The sequence below is a fragment of the Pseudomonas sp. ASL8 genome (assembly GCF_056680355.1).
On the sequence record NZ_CM155278.1, the window covers coordinates 2,796,455 to 2,812,668 of the forward strand.

Sequence of the window (16,214 nt, forward strand, 5' to 3'; positions counted from 1 at the left end):
GTATTGAATAATAAGTCGAATTAAATGCTGATAAGAGCGTTTTAGTTCTGCATTTATGGGCTAAGCGTTTGAATTAAAGACATAAAAAAACCGGACACACGGTCCGGTCCTTTGACAAGGCGATATTCAGGCAGCTGAAAATTCTGCGGGGTAGGCCAGCATCACCTGGCTGCTTTGCAGCTCAGTCAGGGTCTCACGCACGACGGCTTTGGCAACGGTGGCGCATTTGCCACATTGGCTGGCAACGCCCAATGTTTGGCGGACATCACGGTAACTGCAGCAACCCTCAAGGATCGCGTCCCGGATTTGCCCATCAGTAACACCTTGGCAGAGGCAGACATACATAAGTGAGAACCGTCGCTGGTTGATGACTCAGTGCTGGAGATACTAATGGTAATGAGAATGCTTGTCAAAGCAGTTTATCTGAGGCCCGGATTAGAGCTGTCGACTACGGGCAGGGAACGATGGGGAGGTGGCGGATAAGCCAGTTTTGTCCTGTAGGCAGGTTTGAATGTGTCGACCTTGTTCCGGGCAGGTCAGCAAACATAAAAAAAACCGGCCACGTGGGCCGGTTCTCAGAGAGCAGGTCAGGCTTCAGTCGTTGAAGTCTTCCCAGCCGCCCATTTGTTTCCAGCGGTTGACGATGCCGCAGAACAGCTCTGCGGTTTTTTCGGTGTCGTAGCGGGCCGAGTGTGCTTCACGGCCATCAAAGTCGATGTCCGCGGTCTGACAGGCCTTGGCGAGCACGGTTTGACCGTATGCCAAACCGGCGAGGGTCGCGGTGTCGAAACTGGAGAACGGGTGGAAAGGGTTGCGCTTCATGTCGAGGCGCGCGACGGCAGCGTTTACGAAGCCGAGGTCGAAACTGGCGTTATGCCCCACCAGAATCGCGCGTTTGCAGCCATTGGCTTTCAGGGCTTTGCGAACACCACGGAAGATGTCGGTCAGCGCGGTTTCTTCGCTGACTGCCATGCGCAGCGGGTGATCGAGCTTGATGCCGGTGAACTCCAGCGCGGCAGCTTCGATATTGGCGCCTTCGAACGGCTCAACACGGAAGAAGTAAGTGTGCTCAGGGAACACGAAGCCTTTTTCGTCCATGCCGATCGTGACTGCGGCGATTTCCAGCAGCGCATCGGTCGCCGAGTTGAACCCGCCGGTTTCTACGTCGATAACGACCGGCAGATAGCCGCGGAAACGGGCAGCCATCGGGTGCCGAGAGCCGCCTCCGCCTCCGCCGCCATGACCGTCCTGTTCGTCGTCGAAATGATCTTCGCTCACGCGTGTTCCTCTAGCAGGCGCCAGCGCAGTTTTTCACCGGCGCGCAGCGGAATTACGGACAGCGTGCCAAATGGCAGGCTGGTAGGTGCGGTCCATTCATCACGGACCAGCGTTATGGTGTCGCGGTTGGGTGCCAGGCCATAGAACGCCGGGCCGTGAACGCTGGCGAAACCTTCCAGTTTGTCCAGGGCATTGCGTTGTTCGAACGCTTCGGCGTACAGCTCGATGGCAGCGTAAGCGGTGTAGCAACCGGCACAGCCGCACGCCGCTTCTTTGGCCTGCTGGGCGTGAGGCGCTGAATCGGTACCGAGGAAGAATTTCGCGCTGCCACTGGTGGCGGCATCGAGCAATGCTTCCTGGTGAGTGTTGCGTTTGAGAATCGGCAGGCAATAGAAGTGTGGGCGAATGCCACCGACCAACATGTGGTTGCGGTTGTAAAGCAGGTGATGGGCGGTGATCGTCGCCCCGACGTTCGCCGAAGCGTCGTTCACGAACTGCACGGCTTCGCGGGTGGTGATGTGTTCGAAAACTACCTTCAGCGCTGGGAAGCGCTCAACCACTCGACGTAAATGCTCATCGATGAAGATTTTTTCACGGTCGAAAACGTCGATTTCGCTACGGGTCACTTCCCCGTGGACCAGAAGCGGCAGGCCGACTTCAGCCATGGTTTCGAGCGCCGGGAAAATTTTGTCGATGCTGGTGACGCCGGAATCGGAGTTGGTGGTTGCCCCGGCCGGGTACAGCTTGGCGGCATGGACAAATCCGCTGGCCTTGGCCGCGCGTATATCCTGCGGCTGGGTCAGGTCGGTCAGGTACAGCACCATCAGCGGTTCGAAGTGGCTGCCTGCCGGGCGCGCAGCAAGAATGCGCTGGCGATAGGCGTCAGCTTCCTGTGCATTACGCACGGGAGGCACCAGGTTCGGCATGATGATTGCGCGTCCAAAAGTACGCGCTACGTCAGCGACGGTGTGAGGCAAAACAGCTCCATCACGGAGGTGAATGTGCCAGTCGTCGGGACGCAGAAGGGTCAGGCGGTCAGACATTGGGGATTCCAGGCGGGTCAAACTCGCTGGGAATGCTACCGGAAAAGACTCTTCCAGGCACTCGCTATCAAGTTTTCCGGGAAGTTACCGATAGCCAGACGTATGCAGTTTTCTAGTGGAGCCTCCCGTGCGCCAGCGTTATCTAGCCTTGCTCAGCGTGTTTGCCAGTCTGCCGGCAGTGGCTATCACTTTCCAGACGCGTCTGGAGAGTATCGAATGGAAAGTCGAAGGCGACAAATTTGAGTGTCGCCTGACCCAACCTATCACCGATTTCGGTGTGGGCGAATTCGTGCGCCGCGCGGGTGAGCAGGCCACGTTTCGTCTCAAGGCTAGCGGCAGTATGCTCGGCTCGGGTTCTGCGACCCTGTTGGCGGCGGCAGCGCCCTGGCAGCCGGGGCGCGGTGATATCAATCTGGGCTCGGTCAAAATGAGCAATGGCGGCATTCCCTTCAATAGCTCTCAAGGTCAGGCCGGGCGCCTGATGGCAGGCTTGCTTGAAGGTCGCAGTCCGGTTATTCGTCATTACTCCCAAGAGGGTGGTAGTGCCGTGGAAGTGCGGCTGTTACCGGTCAGGTTCAACAAGGCGTTCAGTGATTACCAGGCCTGTACCGCCAAATTGCTACCGATGAACTTCGAACAGGTCAAGCAGGCGCAAATAGGTTTCCCGGGTAACGGCGTCGATCTTGATGCGCCAGCGCGGGCAAAGCTGCAAGTTATCGCTGAGTTCCTCAAAGCCGATCCCACCGTTAACCACATCGAACTCGATGGCCATTCTGATAACAGCGGTAATCGCCTGACCAATCGCGATATGTCGCGGCGCAGGGCGTTGGCGGTGATGGACTTCTTCAAGACTCAAGGCGTGCAGGAAAAACAGATAACCCTGCGCTTTCATGGCGAGCGCTATCCGCTGGTGCCCAACACCAATGCCGCCAACCGTGCGCGCAACCGTCGGGTCAACATCCAGCTGGAACGTGTCGCGCCTGATGAGCCCGCACCTGTTGCGGCTGCGAGCAATGCGGCTGCCACGTCCTGAACCGCATGAATCGGTCGTACTCTCGACACTAACTGTCGCTTCGTCGTCACACGCTGTCGCGCCTCTGTAAATTGATAGGTTTGAGCGGTAGAATCACCGGTTTTCCGTACAACCCGGTGGAGTGATGGCATGGCGGACGTAAACAAGGTAGTTCTCGCGTATTCCGGTGGCTTGGATACTTCGGTAATCCTCAAGTGGCTGCAGGACACGTACAACTGCGAAGTAGTGACCTTCACTGCTGACTTGGGCCAAGGCGAAGAAGTCGAGCCCGCGCGTGCCAAGGCAAAAGCCATGGGCGTGAAAGAAATCTACATTGACGATCTGCGCGAAGAGTTCGTGCGCGATTTCGTGTTCCCGATGTTCCGTGCCAATACCGTCTACGAAGGCGAGTACCTGCTGGGGACCTCCATCGCGCGTCCGCTGATCGCCAAACGTCTGATCGAAATCGCCAACGAAACCGGCGCTGATGCCATTTCCCATGGCGCCACCGGCAAAGGCAACGATCAGGTTCGTTTCGAGCTGGGCGCTTACGCCCTCAAGCCCGGCGTCAAGGTGATTGCCCCGTGGCGTGAATGGGATCTGCTGTCGCGCGAAAAACTGATGGATTACGCTGAGAAGCACTCCATCCCGATCGAGCGCCACGGCAAGAAGAAGTCGCCGTACTCCATGGATGCCAACCTGCTGCACATCTCCTATGAAGGCGGCGTGCTGGAAGACACCTGGACTGAGCACGAAGAAGACATGTGGCGTTGGACCAAGTCCCCAGAGGACGCGCCGAACGTTGCAACGTATCTTGAGCTGACGTATCGCAATGGCGATATCGTGGCGCTGGATGGCGTAGATATGACGCCTGCGACAGTATTGGCCACCCTGAACCGCATCGGCGGCGAAAACGGTATCGGACGTCTGGATATCGTCGAGAACCGTTATGTTGGCATGAAGTCTCGTGGCTGTTATGAGACCCCAGGTGGCACCATCATGCTGCGCGCCCACCGCGCCATTGAGTCAATCACCCTGGACCGTGAAGTCGCTCACCTCAAAGACGAGTTGATGCCTAAGTACGCCAGCATGATTTACACCGGCTACTGGTGGAGCCCTGAGCGTCTGATGTTGCAACAGATGATCGACGCGTCTCAAGCCCACGTGAACGGTGTTGTGCGTCTGAAGCTGTATAAAGGCAATGTCATCGTCACAGGTCGTAAATCTGACGAGTCGTTGTTCGATGCAAACATTGCGACGTTTGAAGAGGACGGCGGCGCTTACAACCAGGCGGACGCGGCCGGCTTTATCAAATTGAATGCTCTGCGCATGCGCATCGCTGCAAACAAAGGCCGTAAGTTGTTCTGATGGCCGGTGCCGGGTGCCGTTGAATAAACCAGGGTTTTTTTGCGGTATTTGTGCACGGAAGCGATAGAACCCTTGACCCGTCTTTCCAATGGAAGCGGGTCAAGGGCCAGCGTTGAATTTGGTCTGGCAACGCTTTTTAGCGCTGCCAGGTCATCGCATAGGGGCTGCCAGGTCGCCCTGTGATTCAACTCTGCCGTCGCGGGTACGCTCGTGAAATGGATCACTGACGCTTTGATTCGGGTGTCTTCTTCAGTCTCTTGGCGCCCGTTGTGTACGTGACAGGACGTTCGTGAACAGTCGTGCTAGTAAGCGGTGCAGCGGTGTCAAAAAGTGTAACGACGTCTTTCAGCGTTTTGCTGTAGCGCGTCATCAACGCTTTGATTTTTTTCTCGAACTCCAGCTCCTTTGTTAACGATAAATTTTTTTTGAGTGACGCCAGCAACAGCAGTTGTTGTTCAAGCGCTTTTTGGGTGTCGTGATAGTCTTTTAATAGCGTCATTGTCGTGTTCTCTCGGTCGTAGGTACGAACTTGTTGGGGTAGGTTACGTGTGCGTTTAAGGCGGGAAATATGTGTACTCGGCTTCTCATTACATTAGCTGTTTTTATAGAAAGACGTGCCGCGTCACACGGCTAAAAAAGAGTCTGAATTTAAGCGGTTCCTTTCAGATTCATCCAAGGAATGTAAGGCTGTTATCGTTGGTCGGACAGCGCTGGAAGAAAAAGCCGCGTCTGTTCAAGGTGAGCGCCTACGCAATAAAGTAAATAGAGCATTGTGAATTTTAGAGTTACCCATGACGGCCGCCGTGTTGTTCCTACGGTGGGCAGCGGGCAGTTGAATTGTGTTCCAGAGTTTTGGGCGTTTTCACAGAAAGGAAACGGTGTTTGATTCAATCACCCATACGGCGAAAATATCGGTATATGGCGTGCTTGTTGTCCAGTGGTTAATTAACTCAATGAGCTCATCGTGGGGCATTGGTTCGTCCCAGTCTTTGAGCACTAGAATCCACCGGGTTGATTGAGATGCGCTGCTGTGAGAGGGGCCGTCCTGGGCAGTGAGCAGGGATAGAATATTCTTTAAGTCGCGCTGACAGGAGAGGGGCCCTCCATAAAAAACGTCCAGTCTATTGGCAGGGTGGAGCAAGAGTTTCGAGAATGATTTCTTCTTGTTTCCGGTGGCAGGCACTTTGAGTGCGGCATGCTGCGGAGTGTCTTTAGAAGAAGGATCGGTTTTTTTTGAAACTTTTATAAAGTTTTTTTCATTGGAAAAATCAGAAGGGGCATAGAGGGCTTTGTAGTTGAAATTTAATGTCAAAAAAAACATAAACGTCAGGGTGCAAGGGAAAGCAATGAGGAACCAAACATAAATAGCCTGGTTGTCCTCGTGTAAAAAGGGCAGCGCCGTGGCGGCGGAGGCTTCGGAGAGCGCGGCGAACAACGCAATTATACGCACGGGGTTCATGCCAGTGATGGAGTTTTTATTCATGTTAGTTCCTGGGGGTAGCATCAGTTGATGTGGGGTAAGTAATATTGTTTAAGCGGATTGCTGGAATTTTTGCAATAGGCAAGCCCGAGCGGGCATGTTTAACGGTAGCAGCGGGGTCAGAGTAAATTGCGATAGATAACTAAGTTCTGTAGTTATTAGAGAGGGACGCTGTGGGGCTTTTCGATGACGTCGGTTAGCAACGGGCTTGAGGTTGCCTGGCGCTGGCAGGCAAGGGTTGAAAAGTCCAAAACCGGTCCTTGCGAGGCATCAAGGCTGACGGTGATGCGGTCATCACGCTTACACCGGTTTTGGTAGGCTGCGTTACCCACAAGAGCAGGCTCGGATGAAGGTCGGGGTGCTCAATGTGTTACGCCTCAGGCAAGTCGCGTGAGTCGGTTCTGTCGCGGGCTTGTCTGAATTCAAATCGATAGTCCTGCCCGATTTTCCATACCTGACGCACGCTCAAGTTCAATTTCTGAGCGATCTCCCATGCCGTATACCCCAGGCTGGAATAATGCATGGCGTGGCCTGCAATGTCGTCATCAACGGTAGCAGGCTCTACCTTCTTTTCATTCCGGATACCGCGAATAGGTCTGCTATAGGATATCTTCAGGCCGTGCTCCCCAGCCATGCGTCTCACATCCTTCTTGTTCATCCTCAGGGAGTATTGGAGGGCATTGACGCCAGCACCCTTGGCCACCAAACTTTTCAATAGTTCCAGCTTTTTATGGGTGTCTTCCTCCAGATCTATATCAAGGCGGGTGGGGATTTCCGACGCCAGGATAGTCTCTGCGGTTTCTCCAATCGGGATAACATTGATAACGCCTCCTCGCTGAATGAACTGGTCAACGGCAGTCGCCAAATCCAGTAGAGGCGCATGTTTAGGGCGGGAATGGGGGTCTTTATTGTTCATGGTAATAGGCCTGTGTTTGTATGCTGCTGGGGGAGTGGGCACACCATAGGGTGTGAGTCGCTTCTATCCGGTTATGCCGGAAAAGCAAGGGCTCTTGAAAAGGCGGATTTTAAGTTGTCGAGTTTAATGGGTTCGCTCAACAATCAATGAGATTGCCGAATCACGGGCGGCATAGTGTGCAGGCTCGGTGAGCAACTTTACTCAGTGATTCGAATAAGCAGGGCAGGTATACGTTCTAATAGAGTCGCTGCTGATAAAAAGTAACGACTGGTAATAGAATTTGCAAGTGAAAAAAGTGCTTTGCATGAATTGCGTGGCGAGTTGTGCGAGTTCCTTACAATGGCGGTGTCGGTATTCTTAATGTGATGTAGTACGTTTCCTCTTCGTGTCGCCAGGTATGGCCAGTGTTCAACGAATAGCATTAACTCTAGGTCGGATGAGCTCTTTGTATAGGGAGATATGCATTTTGTTGTAAGGTTGATGGCTTTTTCAGGTCTGCACTCCGGAGCCGTACCTTGTTTACTAAATGGGCTTTTAAGACTGCGGCGAAAATAACCTGCGCGGTGATGTGGACTGTCTATTCAGTTCGATTGGGTTAAGTATTCCTGTAGGTGACAGGTTGAGTGGGTGTGCGGGCTTTAGGACTTTTCTGAATGCCGTGTGGCTTTTTTCCTAAAGTGGATGAAGATAATAAAAAAGCTGTGCAAGTGCGTGGATTTTAAATTCTATATTTGTAGGTCTTGCTGAGACACACGCAATATAATCGGTAATAATTTATGACCGTTGCTCTGTATTGTGTCCGACAATCCGACATATCTCTGAATAAACAGAGGGTCGACACGCGCTTTCATCAGTGCGTTCATTGCTCACTGATGCCCTGTTCAACGATTAGTTTCCGGCACCGCAGACTGAGGGTTGAAAGCGTTGGGAATATGGCTTATGGCTATATTTGTGCCGCGCAGGATCCTGAGTGATCACTGAAAGTGTCAGGTCTCGGTTTCACTCCTCGCATGCTCGAAAATGAAATCGAGGTCAGGATTGAATAGTTTATCGAGGTGTCGGATCAGTGCTTGACCAAACGGTGATAATTCTATTACGTGAATCACGATGCTGGAGATCAGCAAATGAAGCTGAAACCATTTCATCCGCCACTGAGGGTTGCCGATTGTCAAAAGGATCAAAAAGTACATCGCGCATGGCGTCTTTTGTAGGGCGTATCTGTCGTATATGTAGGAATGGTCTCTGGCTGTTGGTCCTCGGGGGGGGGGCGCTATGCAAAGCACTAAACGACTAGGCTATTGTGCTGACTCTAAAAAATCGAACAGCGAAAATTGGACTTGCCCATGAATAAAGTGCTGATCGTGGATGATCACCCCGTCATTCGCCTTGCTGTACGCATGCTAATGGAGCGCCATGGCTATGAGGTCATCGCGGAAACGGATAATGGCGTGGACGCCTTGCAACTGGCTCGCGAGCATTTGCCCGACATCGTTATTCTTGACATAGGTATCCCCAAGCTGGACGGGCTGGAGGTTATCGCCCGTCTGACAGCCATGACGTTGCCTTTCAAGGTTCTGATTCTGACCTCGCAAGCTCCGGGGCATTTTTCCATGCGCTGCATGCAAGCCGGTGCTGCCGGCTATGTCTGTAAACAACAGGATCTCACTGAGCTGCTGAGTGCGATCAAGGCAGTGTTGTCGGGCTACAGTTATTTCCCCAACCAGGCACTTCATTCCGTGCGCTCAAGCCTGGGGAACGCCAGTGAGGCGGATATGGTCGATCGGCTGTCTGGCCGAGAGATGATGGTGTTGCAGCAGCTGGCTCGCGGTAAAACCAACAAAGAAATTGCTGACGGGATGTTTTTGAGCAATAAAACTGTCAGTACCTACAAGACGCGCCTGTTGCTCAAGCTTAACGCCCGTTCTTTGGTTGATTTGATTGAGCTCGCTCAGCGCAATGGGCTGGTCTGAGACATCGTTTCGCCATGCTCGGGGATAGCAGGAATATTGGAGAGAGAACGGGCTTTGCCGTGGTCGTTATGGATAACTCATCATCGATAAAGCCTCTCGCGAGTGAGAGGCTTTATACGGGCAAGCCCTTTGGAATAAGAGGCTGCCAGGCATTGAGGTCGGGTAGATTCGATGCTTTAAAGGTCGAAGTCATACTCGGCTAGTTGCTTCTGCAAGCGCCGCTCTTCCAGAAGATTGTCGATGGTGCGACGTTTGCTCAAATTGGTCTTTGCCTGCTCCACAGGCGCCTGCTCGTCGTCATCCGCTTCGACGGTAGCGAAGTCGTCTTCTGCGTCCAGTTGCTCTTTGCCAGTGCTCATAAAGTGACTCCAGGCTTAGGCTGTCATTGGCGCACCTTATAGCGACAATTCCTGACCGGGTAAAAAAGATTTTTTCAATCGATTGCCCCCTGGAACCTCTATCGCTCAATCGTCAGACGTCTTGTCCTTGTATTCGCAGAGGTCTTCTATCCTGCAACTGCCACAACGGGGCTTTCGGGCCTGGCAAACATAACGGCCATGCAGGATGAGCCAGTGATGAGCATCGAGCAGGAAATCCTTCGGAATAAACTTCATCAATTGCTTCTCCACCTCGACTACATTCTTGCCGGGGGCGATGCCTGTGCGATTGCTGACGCGGAAGATATGGGTGTCGACCGCCATGGTCAGTTGGCGAAAAGCGGTGTTAAGAACGACGTTGGCGGTTTTGCGTCCGACGCCCGGCAGTGCTTCCAGCGCTTCTCGGGTCTGCGGTACCTGACCACCGTGCAGTTCGACCAGCATCCTGCAGGTCTCGATGACGTTTTTTGCTTTGCTGTTGTAGAGGCCGATGGTTTTTATGTACTCGGACAAGCCCGCCACGCCCAGGTCGTAAATCGCTTGAGGAGTATTGGCCACCGGATACAGGCGCGCGGTGGCTTTGTTTACCCCGACATCTGTCGCTTGGGCCGAAAGAATCACGGAGATCAGCAGTTCGAACGGTGAGCTGTAGGCCAATTCGGTTTTAGGTTCCGGATTGTCTTCGCGCAGGCGACGGAAAATTTCCAGGCGTTTTGCGGCATTCATGGCTGAAGCGTTTCCTTGGAGGCGGAGAGTCGATCGATGTTCTCGGCATCAGGCGTTCGAATTGGGCCTGAGCGGCTTGCCCAGACGTTTCTCGCAGCCAGGAGCACTCCTAGCAGGATAAACCCTCCTGGCGTCAGGAGGGCAAGGTGCAGCCCCCCTGAAAATACATTCACTTCCCAATGTGTCGCATTTGCGCCGAACAGCCACTGGGCATGGCTGAACAGGGTGCCGTTGCCCAGTAACTCGCGCAGCAGCCCGAGGGTCAGCATCAATACGCTGAACAGAACGATCAGCGTGGGATAATTCTGAGTCCGGTCGTCAGTCACGTCGCTTGTGCACTCGCTCAGCACGCAATGAGTGCCGATCAATGCCAGGTAGATCCCCAGGCCCTGATAGAGCGCCAGCGCTTGGGCCTGCAACACCAGTTCAGCGCAACTGACCAGTGCGGCGGCCAGCAGTGCGCTGGCGAGCAGGTGCGAGCCGGGGTTCAGTAGCGGGCGCATCCACCGGATCAATACATTGTGCAGGCCGCCGACAATCCATAGGACCAACAAGAGCCCCATGGCCCGTACGAGCGAATCAGTGACACCCAGGAGGGGTGTCAGGCTCAGCGGGCCAAGAAGGGGACTGAAGTCGTTGTTCTGTTGCGCTCGCTCGCTCATGGCGGGTTACCTGTGGATGGCGACAGGAGTTGCGCTCGATAGGCATCGAAGAATTGCAGTGTTTCATGGATCGCACCGGTGGCGGCTCGAGACGTAATCGTCGCCCCCGCGATCTGATCGAATTGGCCGTTGTCTTTTTTCAATGCCCAACCCGACTCTGCCGGGTCATTCGTTGATTTGCCGAGAAAGCGTGCCAGCCAGCCAGGTTCGGTCGCGATACGCGCGCCCAGACCCGGTGTTTCGCTTTGCTTGAGGACTTTTACACCGATCAGTTTGCCAGTGGTCGAAACGCCAATCAGCAGCTCGATGGCCCCGGAGTAGCCTTGTGTCTGGCTGTGGAAAAGGATGGCGCTGGGCTGATCACCTAGCGTTGCAAGGTACGCGGCGATGACTGTCTGGGTTGCAGGCGTGCGCTCAGGCAAGGTCAAAGGGTGCTGCAAGGGGTGATTGTCGAAACTGTCCGGTGGCAGAATCGATAGAAACGCTTGTGCCTGAGCCGCCTCACGCGCCGCGATGATTCGCGCGCTTGCGCCGTGTTGCAGAGCGATCGTCAGGCCCGCGCCGACACAGGCGATGAGGGTAATGATCAACACGCTGAGTGCTCTGGAGGGTTTATTCATGACGCGGTTCCGGGTTCTCTTCGGAAGGCCGCATTCGCTCCAGGCGCTCCAGCGCAGGCACTGTAAGGTTCATCAACAGCACCGCGAAAGCGACCCCGTCAGGGTAGGCGCCCCACGTGCGAATCAGGTAGGTGATCACGCCCACTCCGGCGCCAAACAAGAGGCGTGCGTGCGGGCTTTTGGGGCCGGACACCGGTTCTGTCGCGATAAAGAACGCGCCGAGCATGCTTGCACCAGTCAGCAGGTGGAACAGCGGCGAGCCATGGGAATCCGACCCCGAACCGTTCCAGCAGAGCAAGCTGATGATAAACAGGCTACCGAGCATTCCCGCTGGCGCATGCCAGGCGATTACCCGGCGTTGCAGCAGAAACACACCTCCCAGGAGAAATGCCAGGTTGACCCACTCTGCACCTTTGCCGCCGAATTGGCCGAATGACAGATTGCCCGCGAACAGTTCGTCGATGGTCAGGCTTTTGTTGATCCGCAAGGCGTCCAGCGCAGTGGCTTGAGCCCAGGCATCGGGTGGCGTCGTCGAGCCGAGACTGAAACCGAAAATCTGTTGCAGGCCGCCCATCAGGTTCAGGCCGTGAGGCGCGGGCCAGTGGTTCATCTGTTGCGGAAACGACACCAGCACCAAGGCATACCCAAGCATGGCCGGATTGAATGGGTTTTTCCCCACGCCACCGAACAGGTGCTTGCCACACAGCAGCGCAAAGCCGCTGGCCAGCAGCGTCAGCCACCACGGTGAATAGGGCGGCAAGGCGAATGCCAGCAGCGTTGCGCTGACCAGTGCGCTGCCGTCGCTCAGCGAGGGCTTGAGTGGCTGTTGACGCAACGTGAGCACCAGGGCTTCGGCTGCCAAGGCCATGCTGGCCGCCAGTAGCCAATTGATCAAAACGCCCCATCCATAAAACCACAAGAGCACCAGTGCGCCAGGTACCGTGGCCAGTAACACCAGGCTCATGGTCTTTTGCAGGCGCTCGCTGACCTGTTCGGTCGGGCTGGCGGCTGCTTCAGGCGGTGGCATGAGCGTCGACCTTGGGTTGCGTCTGGGCGTTTGCTTCAAGCGTGATCAAGGTGTGTTCGGCGGCTTCGAATTCGCGCTGTAACACGACCAGTTGCGCTTGCTGTTCGGCGGTGGGCGGATGGCCGAAAGCCTTGAGCGACTTGTTCAACTGCGCCCGGCTCATTGCCAAGGCAATCTTGGCTTTTTTCAGGGCCTGGTCATTGGCCGCAGCTTTTTGCGCCCGGATGCGCTCGATGGCGGCCTGTACGGGATTGAGTGCAGGCGTTGCTGCGGTTACGGGTGTTTGAGCTGGGCGTTGAGCGCGGGCCAGCCGTTCGGCCTGCTTATGCTCTTCTTCGCGGCGCAGCCGGTCATTGCGCAGCTCGAAACGTCGGCGCGCATGGTTACGCTTGCTGGCGCGGGCTTGTTGCGCTTCGCTGTTAAACGCCATGCCGCCAACGACGGGGATCACGCTGAGTGGCAACGGGTGCATTTCGATGCAATCCACTGGGCAAGGCGCCACGCACAGATCGCAACCTGTGCACTCATCGATGATGACGGTGTGCATCAGTTTTGCGGCGCCAACGATGGCATCTATCGGGCAGGCCTGAATGCATTTGGTGCAGCCAATGCACTCGGCTTCACGGATGAAGGCGATCTGCGCTGGCGCGGGGCCGCGCTCGAGGTCCAGTGGTACGACAGGGACTTCCAGTAGCCGGGCGAGTGCGGCGATGGTTTCGTCGCCGCCGGGCGGGCACTTATTGATCGCTTCGCCGCTGGCGATTCCTTCTGCATAGGGCTTGCAGCCGGGATGCCCACATTTGCCACACTGTGTCTGCGGCAGCAGCGCATCGATATGTTGAATCAGGTTCATGGTTTGACCAGCCCACTGAAGCCGAGAAAGGCCAGTCCCATCAAACCGGCGCTGATCAGTTCGATCGGCATGCCGCGAAAAGGCAGTGGAACATCCTGGGTATGAATACGTTGACGAAGATCGTGAAACAGGCTCAGTACCCACCAGAAACCCAGTCCGGCCCCAAGGCTCAACGCCAGCGTAAAGAAAATTCCCTTATCGGCCTGTGCGCTCAGCAACGCCAACCCGAGAATCCCGGCGTTACCCAGCAGTAGCGGCCACAGCCCGTCGAAGGGCAATCGCGGCAAGAATCGAGAAAGCATGGATAAGCAGGGCGTGATCAACACTACGCTGACCGGCAGGAATACAAACAAACGCAGGTACGTCAGCTCCAGCGGCATCAGCAGATAGCGATACAGCAGGTAACTGATGAGCGTGCCTGAAAGCATTATCCAGGCGGTTGCGATACCCAGTGCATGCACCTGCGAGCGGGTGAAGTCAGAGTGGCGCGAGGCCTTGAGTAGCGGGTCGACACCCAGCGGCAATTGCAATACGAGATTGTTGATCAATGCGGCGCTGATGAGGGTGAGGATGAAGTCGGTCATGGTCATGCCGGGAGTGAGCGATCAGGCGAGGGAGCCTTTAAGAAAGATAGTACCCGGCAAGGATGCAGGCCGTACTTCTTCCATAAAAAAGCCCACGAACAGCACTGTTCGCGGGCTTTTTGTCGGGCTTACTTGATGCGTTGACCAGGCTTGGCGCCGCTGTCCGGGCTGAGCAGGTAGATTTCTTCGCCACCAGGACCCGCCGCCATCACCATGCCTTCGGAGATGCCAAAGCGCATTTTGCGTGGTTTGAGGTTGGCGATCATCATGGTCAGGCGACCTTCCAGCTCGGCTGGATTCGGATAGGCGCTCTTGATTCCGGAAAAGACATTGCGCTGTTCGTCGCCAATATCCAGGGTCAGGCGCAGGAGCTTGTCGGCGCCTTCAACGTGTTCGGCCTTGAGGATCAGGGCCACGCGAAGGTCTACTGCTTCGAATGCACCGAAATCGATCTCGGCGGCCAACGGTTCTTTGACCAGTTCGCCATTACCTTGTGGGGCAGGGGAGGTCTGGCTGGCGGTCAGGTCTTCTTTCGAGGCGTCGGTCATGGCTTGCACTTTTACGGGGTCGATTCGGGTCATCAGCGCCTGGAACGGATTGAGCTGATGATTGTTCAGGAGCGTCTGGTGGTCGTTCCAGGTCAGCGGCGCGACGTTCAGGAAGGCCTCTGCGTCGGCTGCCAGCAGCGGCAAGACGGGTTTGAGGAAAATCACCAGTTGGCGGAACAGGTTGATGCCCAGCGCACAAACAGCCTGGACTTCGTCTTGCTTGCCTTCCTGTTTGGCCAGCGACCAGGGTGCTTTTTCTGCGATGTAGGCGTTGGCGCGGTCGGCCAGGCCCATGATTTCGCGCATGGCGCGAGCAAAGTCGCGCGTTTCGTAGGCGTCGGCGATGCTGGGGGCGGTGGCAAGGAACGCGTCGGTCAATTCTGGCGCGGCATTGCCTGCGACCAGCACGCCGGCGTTGCCTTTATGGATGAAACCGGCGCAACGGCTGGCAATGTTGACCACTTTGCCGATCAGGTCGGAATTGACCTTTTGCACGAAGTCTTCCAGGTTCAGGTCCAGGTCGTCGACGCCCCGGCCGAGCTTGGCCGCGTAGTAATAGCGCAGGTATTCCGGCGACAGGTTGTCCAGGTACGTACGGGCCTTGATGAAGGTGCCGCGCGATTTCGACATTTTCTGGCCGTTGACGGTCAGGTAGCCGTGGACGTTGATTGCGTTTGGCTTACGGAAACCTGCACCTTCGAGCATGGCTGGCCAGAACAAGGCGTGGAAGTTGATGATGTCCTTGCCAATGAAGTGGTACAGCTCGGTCTTGGCATCTTTGGCCCAGTAAGCATCGAAGTCCAGGTCAGGACGGCGTGCGCAAAGGTTCTTGAAGCTGGCCATGTAACCAATTGGCGCGTCCAGCCAGACATAGAAGTACTTGCCCGGCTCGCCTGGAATCTCGAAACCGAAATACGGGGCATCGCGTGAAATGTCCCACTGTTGCAGGCCTGCATCCAGCCATTCGGCGATTTTGTTCGCCACGGCGTCCTGCAATGTGCCGCTGCGGGTCCAGCTTTTGAGCATGGCATCGAAGTCTGGCAGCTTGAAGAAGAAGTGCTGGGACTCTTTCAGTACCGGAGTTGCCCCGGAAATCGCCGATTTCGGGTCTTTCAGGTCGGTCGGAGCGTAGGTCGCGCCGCACTTTTCGCAGTTATCGCCGTACTGATCTTCGGTGCCGCATTTAGGGCAGGTGCCCTTGATGAACCGGTCGGCCAGGAACATCTGCTTTTCCGGGTCGAAATACTGGGTAATCGAACGGGTAGCGATATGACCAGCGTCGCGCAAGCGGGTATAGATCAGGCTCGACAGCTCACGGTTTTCGTCGGAGTGGGTCGAGTGGAAATTATCAAAATCCACCAGGAAGTCGGCAAAGTCGGCGCTGTGTTCAGCCTTGACGTTGTCGATCAGCTGTTCCGGGGTAATCCCTTCTTTTTCAGCACGCAGCATGATTGCCGAGCCGTGGGCGTCGTCCGCGCAGACATAGATGCACTGATTGCCGCGATGCTTCTGGAAGCGCACCCACATATCGGTCTGGATGTACTCAAGCATATGGCCAAGGTGGATCGATCCATTGGCATAGGGCAGGGCGCTGGTGACGAGAATCTTGCGTGGCTCGGACATGGGGCTCGGCTATTTGAAGTGAAACGGAGGTCGGTCACTATAAAGGTCTGGGCGATATATTTCACCCCGTTGGCGAGCATTGCCCGTGATCAGCCAACAGATCGGCATGCTGTGAAAGCATGCCGGC

17 protein-coding genes are annotated in these 16,214 nt (G+C 55.5%); 3 read left to right on the forward strand and 14 right to left on the reverse strand.

Annotation, left to right across the window (positions count from 1 at the left end; genetic code table 11):
- Positions 1 to 126: 126 nt before the first annotated feature.
- The 3 genes from AC1MEA_RS12790 to pyrC all read right to left on the reverse strand — a co-directional run bounded on the left by AC1MEA_RS12790 (position 127) and on the right by pyrC (position 2,321).
- Positions 127 to 345: a bacterioferritin-associated ferredoxin gene (locus AC1MEA_RS12790; protein WP_219064181.1), complete on the reverse strand. Its 219-nt coding sequence runs from the start codon at positions 343 to 345 to the stop codon at positions 127 to 129.
- Positions 346 to 594: 249 nt separating this feature from the next.
- Positions 595 to 1,278: a ribonuclease T gene (rnt, locus tag AC1MEA_RS12795; protein ID WP_219064180.1), complete on the reverse strand. Its 684-nt coding sequence runs from the start codon at positions 1,276 to 1,278 to the stop codon at positions 595 to 597.
- A complete protein-coding gene (pyrC, locus tag AC1MEA_RS12800) occupies positions 1,275 to 2,321 on the reverse strand; it encodes a dihydroorotase (RefSeq protein ID WP_480918065.1) in 1,047 nt (348 codons plus the stop codon). The genes rnt and pyrC overlap by 4 nt, the downstream gene beginning before the upstream one ends.
- Positions 2,322 to 2,448: 127 nt before the next feature.
- Here pyrC and AC1MEA_RS12805 point away from each other — a divergent pair, with 127 nt between their 5' ends.
- Together AC1MEA_RS12805 and AC1MEA_RS12810 are read left to right on the forward strand one after the other, a co-directional pair.
- The gene (locus AC1MEA_RS12805) at positions 2,449 to 3,354 is read left to right on the forward strand and encodes a flagellar protein MotY (protein ID WP_449634670.1); all 906 of its coding nucleotides are present in this window, start codon (positions 2,449 to 2,451) and stop codon (positions 3,352 to 3,354) included.
- Between the two features lie 129 nt (positions 3,355 to 3,483).
- Positions 3,484 to 4,701, forward strand: coding sequence for an argininosuccinate synthase (locus tag AC1MEA_RS12810; RefSeq protein ID WP_219064177.1), 1,218 nt, complete (start codon positions 3,484 to 3,486; stop codon positions 4,699 to 4,701).
- A 220-nt stretch (positions 4,702 to 4,921) separates the two neighbouring features.
- On the opposite strand, the gene AC1MEA_RS12815 is transcribed toward AC1MEA_RS12810, so the two are convergent.
- The 3 genes from AC1MEA_RS12815 to AC1MEA_RS12825 form a co-directional block, all read right to left on the reverse strand.
- On the reverse strand, positions 4,922 to 5,200 hold the full coding sequence (locus tag AC1MEA_RS12815) for a hypothetical protein (protein ID WP_480918066.1): 279 nt from the start codon (positions 5,198 to 5,200) through the stop codon (positions 4,922 to 4,924).
- 363 nt (positions 5,201 to 5,563) lie between these two features.
- Entirely contained in the window at positions 5,564 to 6,184 is a 621-nt protein-coding gene (locus AC1MEA_RS12820; RefSeq protein ID WP_480918067.1) for a hypothetical protein, read from the reverse strand.
- A 367-nt stretch (positions 6,185 to 6,551) separates the two neighbouring features.
- Positions 6,552 to 7,097 carry a hypothetical protein gene (locus AC1MEA_RS12825; protein ID WP_480918068.1) on the reverse strand — a complete coding sequence of 182 codons (546 nt, stop codon included), beginning with the start codon at positions 7,095 to 7,097 and terminating at the stop codon, positions 6,552 to 6,554.
- A gap of 1,343 nt (positions 7,098 to 8,440) precedes the next feature.
- Here AC1MEA_RS12825 and AC1MEA_RS12830 point away from each other — a divergent pair.
- Positions 8,441 to 9,067, forward strand: a complete 627-nt coding sequence (locus tag AC1MEA_RS12830; protein WP_322181415.1) for a response regulator transcription factor — start codon at positions 8,441 to 8,443, stop codon at positions 9,065 to 9,067.
- 176 nt (positions 9,068 to 9,243) lie between these two features.
- Here the strand turns inward: AC1MEA_RS12830 and AC1MEA_RS12835 are convergent, their stop codons facing one another.
- The 8 genes from AC1MEA_RS12835 to metG all read right to left on the reverse strand — a co-directional run bounded on the left by AC1MEA_RS12835 (position 9,244) and on the right by metG (position 16,087).
- Positions 9,244 to 9,426 carry a PA3496 family putative envelope integrity protein gene (locus tag AC1MEA_RS12835; RefSeq protein WP_219064172.1) on the reverse strand — a complete coding sequence of 61 codons (183 nt, stop codon included), beginning with the start codon at positions 9,424 to 9,426 and terminating at the stop codon, positions 9,244 to 9,246.
- A gap of 105 nt (positions 9,427 to 9,531) precedes the next feature.
- A complete protein-coding gene (gene nth / locus AC1MEA_RS12840) occupies positions 9,532 to 10,170 on the reverse strand; it encodes an endonuclease III (protein ID WP_219064171.1) in 639 nt (212 codons plus the stop codon).
- A complete protein-coding gene (locus AC1MEA_RS12845) occupies positions 10,167 to 10,832 on the reverse strand; it encodes an Rnf-Nqr domain containing protein (protein WP_480918069.1) in 666 nt (221 codons plus the stop codon). Before AC1MEA_RS12845 ends, nth begins: the two co-directional genes overlap by 4 nt.
- Positions 10,829 to 11,452, reverse strand: coding sequence for an RnfABCDGE type electron transport complex subunit G (locus AC1MEA_RS12850; protein ID WP_480918070.1), 624 nt, complete (start codon positions 11,450 to 11,452; stop codon positions 10,829 to 10,831). The genes AC1MEA_RS12845 and AC1MEA_RS12850 overlap by 4 nt, the downstream gene beginning before the upstream one ends.
- A complete protein-coding gene (locus AC1MEA_RS12855) occupies positions 11,445 to 12,479 on the reverse strand; it encodes an RnfABCDGE type electron transport complex subunit D (RefSeq protein ID WP_480918071.1) in 1,035 nt (344 codons plus the stop codon). Before AC1MEA_RS12855 ends, AC1MEA_RS12850 begins: the two co-directional genes overlap by 8 nt.
- Entirely contained in the window at positions 12,466 to 13,332 is an 867-nt protein-coding gene (gene rsxB, locus AC1MEA_RS12860; protein WP_480918072.1) for an electron transport complex subunit RsxB, read from the reverse strand. Before rsxB ends, AC1MEA_RS12855 begins: the two co-directional genes overlap by 14 nt.
- Complete coding sequence (locus AC1MEA_RS12865; RefSeq protein ID WP_480918073.1) at positions 13,329 to 13,916, reverse strand: electron transport complex protein RnfA; 588 nt, start codon at positions 13,914 to 13,916, stop codon at positions 13,329 to 13,331. Before AC1MEA_RS12865 ends, rsxB begins: the two co-directional genes overlap by 4 nt.
- Positions 13,917 to 14,044: 128 nt before the next feature.
- The gene (gene metG / locus AC1MEA_RS12870; RefSeq protein ID WP_480918074.1) at positions 14,045 to 16,087 is read right to left on the reverse strand and encodes a methionine--tRNA ligase; all 2,043 of its coding nucleotides are present in this window, start codon (positions 16,085 to 16,087) and stop codon (positions 14,045 to 14,047) included.
- Positions 16,088 to 16,214 lie beyond the last annotated feature (127 nt).